The organism is Mangrovicella endophytica, from assembly GCF_002893625.1.
Classification (GTDB): Bacteria; Pseudomonadota; Alphaproteobacteria; order Rhizobiales; family Rhizobiaceae; genus Mangrovicella; species Mangrovicella endophytica.
This window is the reverse complement of sequence record NZ_PKMZ01000002.1, coordinates 515270-528025: the sequence shown is the minus strand read 5'-3', so window position 1 is coordinate 528025 and position 12756 is coordinate 515270. Positions and strand designations below refer to the sequence as shown.

Sequence of the window (12756 nt, the reverse complement as noted above, 5' to 3'; positions counted from 1 at the left end):
GATGCGGGTCCCTCGCCTTCGGCGTGGGCGTCAGCCGATCACGGCGCCCTGCTGGTCGAAACGGTAGGTGCGTCCCTCCTCCGGCGTCAGCCACACCGTGTCGCCGTGCTCCACCGGATACTCGCCGGTGCCGCGCGCGGTGATGATGCTGCCGTCGTCGAGCTTCACATGGACGAAGGTATCGGATCCGAGATGCTCGGCGACGCCGGCAACGCCCCGCAGTGCGCCGGACTCCTTGGAGATGCGCAGGTGCTCCGGGCGCACGCCGATCGTCGCCGCCCCGTGTGAGCCGGCTGCCGCACCGGTGAGGAAGTTCATCTTCGGCGAGCCGATGAAGCCCGCGACGAAGAGGTTGGCTGGCCGGCGGTACAGCTCCAGCGGCGAGCCGACCTGCTCCACCCGGCCGCGGTTGAGAACAACGATCTTGTCGGCCATGGTCATCGCCTCGACCTGGTCGTGCGTGACGTAGATCATCGTGGTCTTGAGCTGCTGGTGCAGCTCCGAGATTTCCAGGCGCATGTTGACGCGCAAGGCCGCATCGAGGTTCGATAGCGGCTCGTCGAAGAGAAAGCCCTTCGGCTCGCGCACGATGGCGCGGCCGATGGCGACGCGCTGGCGCTGGCCGCCAGAGAGCTCGCGCGGCCTCCGGTCGAGATAGTCGGTGAGGTTCAGCGTCGCCGCGGCGCCCGCCACCTTGCGGTCGATCGTCGCCTTGTCCTGGCCGGCCATCTTGAGCGGGAAGCCGATGTTCTGCCGCACGCTCATATGCGGGTAAAGCGCATAGGACTGGAACACCATGGCAAGGCCGCGCTGCGCCGGCGGCGTGTTGGTGCAGTCCTTGCCATCGATGGAGATCGTGCCGCCCGAGACGTCCTCGAGCCCGGCGATCAGCCGCAGCAGCGTGGACTTGCCGCAGCCGGACGGACCGACGAAGACGACAAACTCGCCGTCTTCGATGACGAGGTCCAGGCCGGGAATGATGACGATGTCGCCAAAGCGTTTGGAGACGTTGCGAAGCGTGATCTGACTCATGACTGATGCCCTTTCGACGCCCTGAAGGCTGTATGTCGGCCCGCCGTCACTTCACGGCACCGAAGGTGAGGCCGCGGACGAGCTGCTTCTGCGAGAACCAGCCCATGATCAGGATGGGGGCGATGGCCAGCGTCGAGGCGGCGGAGAGCTTTGCCCAGAACAGACCCTGGGGGCTGGAGAAGGTCGCGATGAAGGCCGTCAGCGGCGCCGCGTTGGTGGTGGTCAGCTGGATCGTCCAGAACGCCTCGTTCCAGGCGAGGATGATGTTGAGGAGAAGCGTCGAGGCGATGCCGGGAATGGCCATCGGCGTCAGCACATAGACGAGCTCGTTCCAGAGCGAGGCGCCGTCCATGCGCGAGGCCTCCAGGATTTCGCCGGGGATCTCGCGGAAGTAGGTGTAGAGCATCCAGACGATGATCGGCAGGTTCACCAGCATCAGCATGATCGTGACGCCGATGCGGCTGTCCAGCAGGCCGGCGCGCAGGAAGATCAGGTAGATCGGCACGAGCACGGCCGCCGCCGGCATCATCTTGGTCGACAGCATCCACATCAGGATGTCCTTCGTCCGCCGCGTCGGCGAGAAGGCCATGGCCCAGGCCGCCGGCACGGCGATGATAACGCCGAGCAGCGTCGAGCCGACCGAGATGATCACCGAGTTCATGAACGGTTTGAAGTAGTCGCGCTGAGTCTGCACCGTCACATAGTTCTCGACGGTGCCGGAGGGGATCAGGCTGAAGCCCTGGATCGCCTCCTGCTCAGTCTTGAAGCTGGTGATGATGGTGTAGAGGATCGGGAAGAAGATCACGAGAGCCACGGCCCAGACGACAACCGTCCAGCCGATCTTGGTCTTCGTGGAGACTGCGCGGGCCATGGAAGCGTGCTCCCTTCTCTCGTCTCAGATCAGCGGTCGAGGTTCTTGCCGACGGCGCGCATCAGGAAGAAGGCGACGATGTTGGCGAGAACCACGGCAATGACGCCGCCCGCCGCCGCTCCGCCTGCATCGAAGGACAGACGCGCGGTCTTGTAGATCAGGAACGGCAGGTTGGTGGAGGCAAAGCCCGGCCCGCCATTCGTGGTCACCAGGATCTCGGCATAGATGCCGAGCAGGAAGATGGTCTGGATCAGCACCACCACGGTGATGGCGCGCGCCAGATGCGGCAGCGTCAGGTACCAGAATCGCGAAATGAAGCCTGCCCCATCCATCTCGGCCGCTTCCTTCTGCTCGCCGTCGAGCGACTGCAGCGCGGTCAGGAGGATCAGCGTCGCGAAGGGCAGCCACTGCCACGCCACGATGACGATGATGGAGAACAGCGGCGCCTGGGCGAACCAGTCCACCGGCTGCACGCCGAAGAACCGCGCGATATCGGCGAAGACGCCATAGCCCGGATGCATGATCATGTTCTTCCAGATCAGCGCGGCCACCGGCGGCATGACGAAGAACGGTGAGATCACGAGGATGCGCGCGACGCCTTGGCCGTAGATCGGCTGGTCCAGCAAGAGCGCCAGCCCAATGCCGCCGATCACGGTGATCAGCAATACGCCGACCACGAGCAGCAGCGTGTTCCAGATCGACTGGAAGAAGGCCGGGTCGGTGTAGAAGTACTGGTAGTTGAAGAAGCCGGCGAAGCTGTTGTTGCCGGGCGTCAGCAGATTGTAGTTCTGGAACGAGAACCACAGCGTCATCGCCAGCGGCACGATCATCCAGACCAGCAGCATGATGACGGAGGGCGCCATCATCGCGCGCGCCAGGGTCTTGGTGTTCTCAGTTGCCACTATCCGCCCCTCCCTACGGAGCAATGTTTATCGCCGCTTCGGCGCCGCCGTGACGGCCGCGAAGGGCGATGGCATCGCGTCTCGCCCCTGGCGATCCGGCGCGTGCCGTTCACTCCTCCGGCACAGCGCCGCTCCCGGACGCTTTGCCAAAGGCCATCCGTCCCGAAGGCGGATGCTCGACCGCCGCCGAGCGGCAGACTCGATTGGATATCTGAGATGGGAGCCGGTCGACGCTTGGACACGCCGGCCGGCGGCATCGGAGGTTAGCCGGACCTCGATGGTCCGGCTGGTCGGCGGCTTACTTGATGTAGCCGGCGCGGGTCATCTCGCGCGTCGCGGTCGACTGGGCAGCGGTGAGCGCGTCATCGACGCTCGACTGGCCTGCGACGACGGCCGAGAACAGCTGGCCGACGGTGGTGCCGAGAGCCTGGAACTCGGGGATCGCGACAAACTGGCCGCCCGTATACGGCACCGGCTTCACCGACGGCTTGGTGATGTCGGCGGCCTGCATGGCCTTCAGCGTCGGCTCGGCGAAAGCTGCGACCTTCTTGTACTCGTCGTTGTTGTAGAGCGAGGTGCGGGTGCCCGGAGGCACGTTGGCCCAGCCCTCCTTCGAGGCGACGAGGTCGGTGTAGGCCTTTGAGGTCGCCCAGCCGATGAACTTCTGGGCGGCGTCGGCCTTCTTCGAGCTTGCCGGAACGGCGAGGTTCCACGACCACAGCCAGTTGCCGTGGTTGTCGACGCCTTCCTTGGTCGGGAAGATCGCGAAGCCGACCTTGTCGGCTACCGTGGAGTTCTTCGGGTCGGAGACGAACGAGGCCGCCACCGTGGCGTCGATCCACATGCCGCACTTGCCCTGCTGGAACAGCGTCAGGTTCTCGTTGAAGCCGTTGGAAGACGCGCCGGCCGGGCCGGCATCCTTCATCAGGTCGACGTAGAACTGCAGGGCGTCCTTCCACTCCGGCTGGTCGAACTGCGGCTGCCACTTCTCGTCGAACCAGCGGCCGCCGAAGGAGTTGGCGAGCGCCGTGACGAACGCCATGTTCTCGCCCCAACCAGCCTTGCCGCGCAGGCATATACCGTTGATGTCGGCGGAGCGGTCGGTGATCTTGCGGGCCGCGTCGCCAATGAACTCCCAGGTCGGTGATTCCGGCATCTTCAGCCCGGCCTTCTCGAAGAGGTCGGTGCGATACATGATCATTGCCGACTCGCCGTAGAACGGGGCGGCATAGAGCTTGCCGTCCACCGTCAGGCCGCCGCGGATCGAGGGCAGAAGGTCGTCGGCGTCGTAGTCGTCGCCGAGCTTGTCGAGCGGCAGGAGCCATCCCTGCTTGGCCCAGATCGGCACTTCGTAGTTGCCGATGGTCAGGACGTCGTACTGGCCGCCCTGGGTTGCGATGTCGGTGGTGACGCGCTCGCGCAGTACGTTCTCTTCTAGCGTCACCCATTCCAGCTGGATGTCAGGATTCTTCGAGGTGAAGTCTTCCGTCAGGCCCTGCATGCGAACCATGTCGCCGTTGTTGACGGTCGCGATCGTCAACGTCTCCGCCCTCGCGACGGCGGACAGGGCGAGAAGCGACGCCGCTCCCGCCAGAATTGCCTTCAAGGTCATAAGGTGCCTCCCAGCTGCATGAACGAGCATTTGACCAATACGCGGGCAAATTCCCACTGCCGCCCGAGCGCTGTCAAATGAAATGCATGATGCGACGCACCAATTCCTCAACTTGACTGATCTTTGGCCGTCGCCACTCCTCCAAAATCCACCTTAACGAGCGTTAAGGCTGCTCGGCAAGCAGCTCTTTGGCCGACAGTTCGTCGGTGATCAGACCGTTGACGAGTCGGCCTGCGGCGGCCCTGAGACCCGGACGTTTGGCCGGTCCCATTGCGACGGCGATCACCTCGCCCTGGTCGATCGGCGGCAGCGGCGCACTCGCCACCCGGTCGTTGAAGGCGCAGTCGATGATGCGGCCGCCGGCATCGAAGACCCAGCCGCAGATCTCGCCGGCTGCGTCGAGACCGTCGAGCTCAGCTCTCTCCTCGCTGCTGATGAAGCCGTCGATGAACAATGGCGCGCGATCCCCCAACTGGCCGATCCCCACGAAGGTGACGTCGGCTCGGGCGGCGAGCGACAAGGTGCTCTGCACCACTTTCTGCTCGTGCAGCAGTGCACGCTCCTGCGGTGAGGAGACGACCACCGGAAGTGGCATCGGATAATGCGGCGCGCCGACCCGGTCTGCCATGGAGAAGATGACATTGTAGATCGACGCCGAGCCGTCGAGCGCGATGTTGCCGGTCAGTGACACGATCCGGTGCTGCTGGCACGCCATCGGCGGCAGGTTCTCCACTGCCGCCTTCAGCGTGCGCCCGGTGCCGATCGCCAGCACCAGCGGAGACGCCTGCGACAGCCGCCGCTCCATCTCCGCCGCGCAGGCCTCGGCGATGCCGAGCGTCGTCGAGCTCGAGGCGGGATCGCTTGGCACAACCTCCGCGAAGCGCAGGCCGAAGCGGTCCTTCAGCCGCCGCGCCAGGTCGAGACAGGCCGCGATCGGATGGTCGATTCGAACCCGCACCAGCCCGGCGCTGACCGACAGCGAGACCAGCCGCTGTACGCTCTGGCGCGACAGGCCGAGCTTGGCCGCGATCTCATCCTGCGTGTTGCCGGCGACATAGTAGAGCCAGCCGGCGCGCGCCGCCTCATCCAGTCGTGAGACATCATCCTCGCGCGTTCTGGCCATGGCTCGCTCCCACCTTGCCCCGGGAGGTTTAGATCATGATGACGTTTGCATGAAGCATCTGGCTGACGCTCTGGCCGCAGGCCACGGAGGGGCTTTGCGATGCAAGGCCTGTGCCGTTCGGAAAAGTTGAAGCGAATGGAGCGGAAGTCCTCGCGAAGCCTTGATTTTCTGCCGCCGGACTTTTTCTTTGTTCAAGGACTTGGTGGAGGTTTGGCGTGACACCATTCGACGAGATGCTGAGGGACGATGGCGGCGTTCGCCCGCCCTATGAGCGCTTCCACGGATGGTTCCAGAGCCAGGATCCCGAAACACTCGTCGCCAAGGCGATCGATGCCGAAGCCTTCTTCCGCACCACGGGCATCACCTTCGCCGTCTATGGGCAGCAGGAGGCGGCGGAACGGCTGATCCCCTTCGATCTCGTGCCGCGCATCATCGCCAGCCGCGAATGGAGCCGGCTCGCTGCGGGCATCGAGCAGCGCGTCAAGGCGCTGAACGCCTTTCTCGACGACATCTACCATGACCAGGAGATCATCAAGGCCGGCAAGGTCCCGGCGCGGCTGATCGAGGGCAACGAGGCCTTCCTGCCGCAGATGGTGGGCTTCCGGCCGCCGGGCGGCGTCTATACCCACATCATCGGCACCGACATCGTGCGCGTCGGCGAGGACCAGTTCTACGTCCTCGAGGACAATGCCCGCACGCCCTCCGGCGTCTCGTACATGATCGAGAACCGGGAAACGATGATGCGGATGTTCCCGGAGCTGTTCGCGCAGAACCGGGTCCGCCCTGTCGAGACGTATCCCAACCATTTGCGTCGCTCACTGGCCGCCGTTGCCCCGCCGGCCTGCGATGGCGTGCCGACCATTGCCGTGCTGACGCCCGGCATCCACAACTCCGCCTATTACGAGCACGCGTTTCTCGCCGATCAGATGGGCGTCGAGCTTGTCGAGGGCTCCGACCTCAAGGCGATCGACGGGCGCATCGCAATGCGCACGACGCAAGGCTACAAGCCGATCGACATCCTCTACCGCCGCGTGGATGACGCCTTCCTCGATCCTGAGGTCTTCCGCGACGATTCGATCCTGGGCGTCGCCGGCATCATGAAGGTCTACAAGGAGGGCGGCATCACCATCGCCAACGCGCCGGGCACCGGCATTGCCGACGACAAGGCGATCTATTCCTACATGCCGGACATCGTGGAGTTTTATACCGGCCAACCGGCGCTCCTCGAAAACGTGCCGACCTGGCGATGTGCCGAGGCGGACAGTCTCCAATACGTGCTCGAGCATCTGGAAGAGCTGGTGGTGAAGGAGGTGCACGGCTCCGGAGGCTACGGCATGCTGGTCGGTCCGGCCGCCTCGAAGGAAGAGCGGGACACCTTCGCCGCCAAGCTGAAGGAGCGGCCCAGCAACTACATCGCCCAGCCGACGCTGGCGCTCTCAACCGTGCCGATCCTGATGGACCGCGGTCTCGCACCGCGCCACGTCGATCTGCGTCCCTTCGTCCTCGTCTCAGATCAGGTCCGCATCATTCCGGGCGGTCTTACCCGCGTCGCGCTGAAGCAGGGCTCGCTGGTGGTCAATTCCAGCCAGGGTGGCGGCACCAAGGACACCTGGGTGCTGGAGGACTGATCATGGCTCTGCTCGGACGCACAGCAAACGGCCTGTTCTGGATGCACCGCTACATCGAGCGGGCGGAGAACATGGCCCGTCTCATCGATGCCGGCCTGCGCCTGTCGATGACCAACCTCTCTTCGGGGCCGGAGGAGTGGCAGTCGGTGCTCGTCTCGGCCGGTGTCGAGGCCGCTTACGTCGCCAAATATCAGGAGTTCGACGCCCCCCGCATCATCGACTTCCTGCTGCGCGACCTCGACAATCCATCGAGCGTCCTCTCCGCCATCGAGACGGCGCGGCAGAACGGGCGGATGGTGCGCACCGCCCTCACCCGCGAGACCTGGGAGGCACTCAACAACGCCTGGATCGCTCTAAAGCGGCGGCTGTCGCAGCCGATCCGCGACACCGAGCTCCCCGGCATTCTCGACCTCGTCAAGCGCGTGACGGCCGAGATTCGCGGCGCCTTCCACGGCACGATGCTGCGCAACGAGATCTTCGACTTCTGCAATCTCGGCACCTTCGTCGAGCGAGCCGACAACACCGCGCGCATTCTCGACGTCAAATACTGGGTCCTCCTGCCGACGCATTCCTCCGTCGGCTCATCGCTCGACAACTTCCAGTGGGGCTCGATCCTGCGCTCGGTCTCGGCGCACCGCGCCTACACCTGGGAATACGACGCCGAGTATCGCGCCGTCGACATCATCGACTTCCTGATCTTCAACCGGCGCATGCCGCGCTCTCTGGTCTACTGCTACCTCTGCATCCAGGACAGCCTGACCTATTTGGCGCGCGCCTACGGCACCGAGCATGCCTGCCACGAGACGGCGGCCGCGATCGGCGCCCGCCTCGCCGGTACGGACGTGCACGGCGTCATCGATGGCGGCCTGCACGAATTCCTGGAAGCGCTGATCGTCGACAACAACCGCCTCGCCCGGGAGATCGCCTCAAGCTACAGCTTCTATGTCTGAGCGCCGGCGCGCATGTCTGCAGTCGCAGGCAGCCTGACCGCCTCGAGATAAGCGAGGCACATCACCACCAGCTGCTTGTGTACGCCGCACATCAGCGGCGCCTGCAGGTTCCGTTCGAAGGCGCTGCGGACCGTTCCGAAGATCGCCGTCAGTACCGTCGTGTTGACGATGGCGAGATCGGCGAAGCGGGCATCGGCGGCGCTCTCGAACATGGCGCTTGTGGCGGCGTCCACACGCCGGCCGAACGATTCGATCAGCGACTCGGTGTCCAGTTCCACCGCAGACCGGTACAAGGCCCGCGTGACGTCGCTGCGCGCGGTCTTGGCCTTCCAGTAGGCACCGACCAGCGCGTCCACCATCTCGGCCACGGGCGCGCCATGCTGGGCCCTGCAGACGGCTTCCACGTCCTGTGCCACCTTGTCGAGGTAGCGCCCGTTCAGTGCATAGATCAGCGCCTGCTTGTGCGGGAAGTACTGGTACATCGTGCCGACCGAGACGCCGGCCCGCTCCGCCACCCGCGTCGTCGTCAGCCGTTCGGGGCCGTCGCTCAGCAAAAGCTGAATGGTCGCTTCGAAGATGGCGTCCAGCGTCACCGCAGCACGAGCCTGACGCGGCCGTTTACGGGCGTTTAGATGCGTCGGAACCACGGCATCCATAAGCGAATCCTCAAGCTGAAGAATCCTTCATATCCTCCGCGGGCAATTCGAACCAGTCTGGAGGAAGTCGCATGGCCGACACAAACCGCATCGCGCTCGTCACCGGAGCAAACAAGGGGATCGGGCTGGAGATCGCCCGCCAACTCGGCAAGGCCGGGGTCGTTGCCATCATCGGCGCCCGCGATCCGGGCCGTGGCAGCGCCGCCGCCGCCACGTTGACGTCCGAGGGAATGCCGGCGGAGTTCGTCCAGCTCGACGTAACCGACCCCGTCAGCATCACCGCGGCCGCGGATGAGATCGCGGCGCGTCACGGCCGGCTGGACATCCTCGTCAACAATGCCGGCATAGTCGACGAGCGCGACGGTCCTCCCAGCAGCGGCTCGCCCGAGGCAGCGCGTCGAATCCTGGAGACGAACTTCATCGGCGCGCTGAGCGTGACTCAGGCCATGCTGCCGCTGCTGCGCCGCTCTCCCGCCGGCCGCATCGTCAACCTGTCGAGCTCGCTCGGATCGCTCACCCTGAACGGTGATCCGACCTCGACCTATTATGCGGCACGCCTGATCGGCTACAACGCTTCCAAGGCCGCGCTGAACATGCTGACAGTCCAGCTCAGCGAGGAGCTGCGCGACACCGCGATCGTCGTCAACTCGGTTAGCCCGGGCTACGTCAAGACGGACCTGACCGGCCATGGCGGCTGGCTCACGCCGGAGGAAGGCGCGCGGCTCCCCGTCCAATACGCGCTGCTTGGCGAAGACGCCGTGTCCGGACAGTTCGTCGAGGCGGGCGGCCCAACGCCCTGGTGACCCCCGCCTGACATGGCTGATGGCCGCGCCGGCAGCGCTGAGGCGGCCCTCTGCGGCAGGGCAACCCTGAACCGGGAGCGGTCGCGGCCGATGCTCAGGGACCCGCGGCAGCACCCGAGGCCCACCTTGAGGCAACTATGTAACAGCTCTCCGGTGGATTGATCGCACGGCGTCCCATCACTTGGCCGGCTGACGGTTCGGGTCTAAAGCCTGACACCAGCCTTCTGCGCCAATCTTGACGTTGCGCATTGTCCTGACCTCCACCGGAGAGCCTCATGACATACTGTGTTGGTCTGCTCGTCGATCGCGGCCTCGCTTTCATGTCCGATACCCGCACCAATGCGGGAATTGACAACATCTCCGTCGTCTCGAAGATGAAGACGTGGGAGGTGCCGGGCGACCGCTTCCTGTGCCTGCTCAGCGCCGGCAATCTGGCGACGACCCAGTCCACCATCTCGCTCCTGGAGGAGCGCGCCATCGCGCCGTCCGAGCGCAAGCCCGCGATTCTCGCCCAGCCTTCGATGTTCCAGACGGCCAAGCTCGTCGGCGAGACGCTGCGGGAGGTGATCGCGACCTCGGCCGCCTCGGGCCAGTCGGCCGACTCGATGTTTCTCGGCTCCTTCATCCTTGGCGGGCAGATCAAGGGCGGCAAGCCGCGCCTCTTCATGATCTATCCTGAAGGAAACTTCATCGAGGCCGGCAACGACAATCCGTTCTTCCAGATCGGCGAGCACAAATACGGCCGGCCGATCATCATCCGCACCTATGACGCGGCGATGTCGCTGGAGGATTGCGCCAAGCTCCTGCTCGTCTCCTTTGATTCGACGATCCGCTCCAACCTTTCGGTTGGTCTGCCGATCGACCTGCAGTTCTACGAGACCGATGCCTTGAAGGCCGGCTATCGCCGCCGCTTCGACGCGCGCGATCCATACTACCAGCAGATCTCGGAAGGATGGTCGGATGCGCTCCGCAGCGCCTTCGACAGACTGCCGCCCTTCGTGGCGACTCCGGCGCCGGAGGGCGATCCGAAGCCCGGCGAAACCAAGGTTGCGGTCCCCGTACAGAGCGTTCTGAAGGCCGTCTGACCGCGGCGGCCTCTTCGGAGACACTGAGCGACGCCCTGGCGCTGCGCGCTTAGCTTGCCGCAGCAGCATCCTCGATGTCGAAGCGGACAACCTTGCCGTCCCGGAGGTGGAAGACGTGACCGACGGTCTTGTCTTTCAGGCCATGCGTCTGCCCGTGCAGCGGCTTGCCGTCGAGATCGCGAATCGTCTGGATGACCTCGGCGAGGATCACCCCATCGTCACGGCGATGGAAGCCGATCGGCTCGACATGCGGGCTGACCATGGCCCACTGGCGCGTCCAGTACGCACGCACCCCGTCATGCCCATGAACGTGACCGCCATCCATGCCATTGGCCCAGGCTACGTCGTCGGCAAGCGCCGCCAGCACGCCGTCGATATCGCGCGCGTTGAAGCGGTCATAGATCCGCTTGAGAAGCTCGACATCATCGTTCATCGGATTGCCTCCTTGACGCAGCTCCACGCCGGCGGGAGCCTCATTTGGTTTTACATACGTGCATATGCTAGGTGTCTACGGTGGCAAGAGGATAAACCCGATGGATCTGAACGTGCTGTCGACGCCCGGCCATCTCATCAGCCTGGCGGCCCGCGGCTTTGCGCGGCTGAGTGAAGCCCGTCTCAAGCCCCTCGGCTTCGGCGTCGGGCATCTGCCGGTGCTCGTTGCACTTCAGGATGGTCAGGCGAGCACACAGCGCGATCTCGCCCGCTTCGCGAAGGTCGAGCAGCCTCCGATGGCGCAGATGCTTGCCCGCATGGAGCGCGACGGCTTGATCCGCCGCGAACCCAATCCCGCCGACGGGCGCAGCAGCCGCATCACCCTGACAAAGGCTGCCGAAGCGCGACTGCCTGATGCGATCGCAACGCTGCTGCAGGGCAATCGTGAGGTTCTCAGGGGATTTTCGGACGAAGAGGCCGGTCAGCTCATCGACGTACTGGGACGCGTCATTGCCAATCTCGACGAGATCACTGCGCCCTCATCCGGCGTTTAGCCCACAGTAGCGAAGGTGCCTCTATTGTTCGGCCGCTGCGTTCTATTCGGAGGGCGCCCTATCAAGATGAGCAAGCCGTGATCGGCATTAGCTATAGTATAGATGAATAGCACAAAACATTCTATCCAGACGGCTACAGGATTGTCTCATCCATTCGGTTGATAATTTAGCTGATCGTAAAGCCTCCGCTCGTAGCGTCGTGCAACTCACGGCCAAAGGCGGCATCGATGACGGTCGGCAAAGTCCGCAAGCCCCTTCCCCTGCGCAGCAAGCTGAAGCTGGCGGGACTGACGCTCGGCGGCACGCTCGCTTGCACGCTCATCTCGCTGGCCTTCAACGCCGCTCTGTTCCACGGCAGCACGCCGGATGTTTTCGCCCGCGCCATGGTCGGCGCCGTGGTGCCGCCGGTCGTCCTGGCAAGTCCGCTGTTTTTCTTCCTATCCCTGAAGCTCCGGCAGCTGTCGCGGCTCAACCGCGATCTCAATATCCTGGCGTCGCGGGATGGCCTGACTGCGCTTCTCAACCGCACGGCCTTCTCGACCCGCGTGGAGCTGTGGCTGTCGAAACGCCGTGCCGGCTGCTCGACCGAGGGAGCGCTCCTGATCATCGACGCCGACCACTTCAAGGCGATCAACGACCGCTGGGGCCATGCCACCGGCGACGGCGTGTTGCGCGAGCTGGCCACGCAGCTGTCGCATAACGTACGCACAGGCGATCTCGTGGGACGGATCGGCGGCGAAGAGTTCGCGATCTTCCTGCCCGGCGCGGCGTTTTCCGATGCCGAAGCCGTGGCCGAACGCCTGCGACGTGCCGTTTCGACCATGCGGCTGACGACACCCGGCAAGGAACCGATCCCCGTCACGATCAGCATCGGAGGGGTCTACTTTAAGGACGGCATCGCCTTCGAGGCTCTATATGAGAGCGCCGACGAGAAGCTCTACGAAGCCAAGCGCAACGGCCGCAATCGTGTCGAATTGAGCGAAGTCGTGCCCTCATCCGCCGACCAGGCCGAGACGGTCAAGTCCGGCTGGACCGCTCTCTCGGCAGCCGCAGCGCTGCCGATGGAGGACGATCTGGAGCCGGCGGCCTGAGCACGTCGTGGTGTACC

Annotated in this window: 13 protein-coding genes; 6 read left to right on the top strand and 7 right to left on the bottom strand. The window is 64.6% G+C overall.

Annotation, left to right across the window (positions count from 1 at the left end; all coding sequences use genetic code 11):
* Positions 1–30: 30 nt before the first annotated feature.
* The 5 genes from C0R46_RS08105 to C0R46_RS08085 all read right to left on the bottom strand — a co-directional run bounded on the left by C0R46_RS08105 (position 31) and on the right by C0R46_RS08085 (position 5540).
* Complete coding sequence (locus C0R46_RS08105) at positions 31–1032, bottom strand: ABC transporter ATP-binding protein (protein ID WP_102959081.1); 1002 nt, start codon at positions 1030–1032, stop codon at positions 31–33.
* A 46-nt stretch (positions 1033–1078) separates the two neighbouring features.
* Positions 1079–1903 carry a carbohydrate ABC transporter permease gene (locus tag C0R46_RS08100; protein ID WP_102959080.1) on the bottom strand — a complete coding sequence of 275 codons (825 nt, stop codon included), beginning with the start codon at positions 1901–1903 and terminating at the stop codon, positions 1079–1081.
* A gap of 29 nt (positions 1904–1932) precedes the next feature.
* Positions 1933–2805 (bottom strand): carbohydrate ABC transporter permease, encoded by an 873-nt coding sequence (locus tag C0R46_RS08095; RefSeq protein WP_102959079.1) that lies wholly within the window; start codon positions 2803–2805, stop codon positions 1933–1935.
* Between the two features lie 298 nt (positions 2806–3103).
* Positions 3104–4417, bottom strand: a complete 1314-nt coding sequence (locus C0R46_RS08090; protein ID WP_102959078.1) for an ABC transporter substrate-binding protein — start codon at positions 4415–4417, stop codon at positions 3104–3106.
* Positions 4418–4580: 163 nt separating this feature from the next.
* Positions 4581–5540 (bottom strand): sugar-binding transcriptional regulator, encoded by a 960-nt coding sequence (locus C0R46_RS08085; RefSeq protein ID WP_102959077.1) that lies wholly within the window; start codon positions 5538–5540, stop codon positions 4581–4583.
* Between the two features lie 233 nt (positions 5541–5773).
* On the opposite strand from C0R46_RS08085, the gene C0R46_RS08080 reads away from it, so the two are divergent.
* Entirely contained in the window at positions 5774–7168 is a 1395-nt protein-coding gene (locus C0R46_RS08080) for a circularly permuted type 2 ATP-grasp protein (RefSeq protein WP_102959076.1), read from the top strand.
* A 2-nt stretch (positions 7169–7170) separates the two neighbouring features.
* A complete protein-coding gene (locus C0R46_RS08075) occupies positions 7171–8118 on the top strand; it encodes an alpha-E domain-containing protein (RefSeq protein WP_102959075.1) in 948 nt (315 codons plus the stop codon).
* Here C0R46_RS08075 and C0R46_RS08070 read toward each other — a convergent pair.
* Positions 8109–8774, bottom strand: a complete 666-nt coding sequence (locus tag C0R46_RS08070) for a TetR/AcrR family transcriptional regulator (protein ID WP_102959074.1) — start codon at positions 8772–8774, stop codon at positions 8109–8111. The two genes, C0R46_RS08075 and C0R46_RS08070, sit on opposite strands and share 10 nt — an antisense overlap.
* Before the next feature lie 71 nt (positions 8775–8845).
* Here C0R46_RS08070 and C0R46_RS08065 point away from each other — a divergent pair, with 71 nt between their 5' ends.
* Together C0R46_RS08065 and C0R46_RS08060 are read left to right on the top strand one after the other, a co-directional pair.
* Positions 8846–9577, top strand: coding sequence for an SDR family oxidoreductase (locus C0R46_RS08065; protein WP_102959073.1), 732 nt, complete (start codon positions 8846–8848; stop codon positions 9575–9577).
* A gap of 275 nt (positions 9578–9852) precedes the next feature.
* Complete coding sequence (locus C0R46_RS08060; protein ID WP_114348378.1) at positions 9853–10662, top strand: proteasome-type protease; 810 nt, start codon at positions 9853–9855, stop codon at positions 10660–10662.
* 49 nt (positions 10663–10711) lie between these two features.
* Here the strand turns inward: C0R46_RS08060 and C0R46_RS08055 are convergent, their stop codons facing one another.
* Positions 10712–11095, bottom strand: coding sequence for a nuclear transport factor 2 family protein (locus C0R46_RS08055; protein WP_102959072.1), 384 nt, complete (start codon positions 11093–11095; stop codon positions 10712–10714).
* Positions 11096–11195: 100 nt separating this feature from the next.
* On the opposite strand from C0R46_RS08055, the gene C0R46_RS08050 reads away from it, so the two are divergent.
* Positions 11196–11648 carry a MarR family winged helix-turn-helix transcriptional regulator gene (locus C0R46_RS08050; RefSeq protein ID WP_102959071.1) on the top strand — a complete coding sequence of 151 codons (453 nt, stop codon included), beginning with the start codon at positions 11196–11198 and terminating at the stop codon, positions 11646–11648.
* 227 nt (positions 11649–11875) lie between these two features.
* Positions 11876–12739 carry a GGDEF domain-containing protein gene (locus C0R46_RS08045; protein ID WP_102959070.1) on the top strand — a complete coding sequence of 288 codons (864 nt, stop codon included), beginning with the start codon at positions 11876–11878 and terminating at the stop codon, positions 12737–12739.
* The last annotated feature ends 17 nt before the right edge of the window (positions 12740–12756 follow it).

Bases quoted from the DNA above. Each gene is read 5' to 3' on its own strand.
- C0R46_RS08090 (WP_102959078.1), bottom strand. From the start codon at position 4,417: ATGACCTTGAAGGCAATTCTGGCGGGAGCGGCGTCGCTTCTCGCCCTG.
- C0R46_RS08080 (WP_102959076.1), top strand. From the start codon at position 5,774: ATGCTGAGGGACGATGGCGGCGTTCGCCCGCCCTATGAGCGCTTCCAC.
- C0R46_RS08055 (WP_102959072.1), bottom strand. From the start codon at position 11,095: ATGAACGATGATGTCGAGCTTCTCAAGCGGATCTATGACCGCTTCAAC.
- C0R46_RS08045 (WP_102959070.1), top strand. From the start codon at position 11,876: ATGACGGTCGGCAAAGTCCGCAAGCCCCTTCCCCTGCGCAGCAAGCTG.
- C0R46_RS08100 (WP_102959080.1), bottom strand. From the start codon at position 1,903: ATGGCCCGCGCAGTCTCCACGAAGACCAAGATCGGCTGGACGGTTGTC.
- C0R46_RS08060 (WP_114348378.1), top strand. From the start codon at position 9,853: ATGACATACTGTGTTGGTCTGCTCGTCGATCGCGGCCTCGCTTTCATG.
- C0R46_RS08050 (WP_102959071.1), top strand. From the start codon at position 11,196: ATGGATCTGAACGTGCTGTCGACGCCCGGCCATCTCATCAGCCTGGCG.
- C0R46_RS08075 (WP_102959075.1), top strand. From the start codon at position 7,171: ATGGCTCTGCTCGGACGCACAGCAAACGGCCTGTTCTGGATGCACCGC.
- C0R46_RS08105 (WP_102959081.1), bottom strand. From the start codon at position 1,032: ATGAGTCAGATCACGCTTCGCAACGTCTCCAAACGCTTTGGCGACATC.
- C0R46_RS08065 (WP_102959073.1), top strand. From the start codon at position 8,846: ATGGCCGACACAAACCGCATCGCGCTCGTCACCGGAGCAAACAAGGGG.
- C0R46_RS08070 (WP_102959074.1), bottom strand. From the start codon at position 8,774: ATGGATGCCGTGGTTCCGACGCATCTAAACGCCCGTAAACGGCCGCGT.
- C0R46_RS08085 (WP_102959077.1), bottom strand. From the start codon at position 5,540: ATGGCCAGAACGCGCGAGGATGATGTCTCACGACTGGATGAGGCGGCG.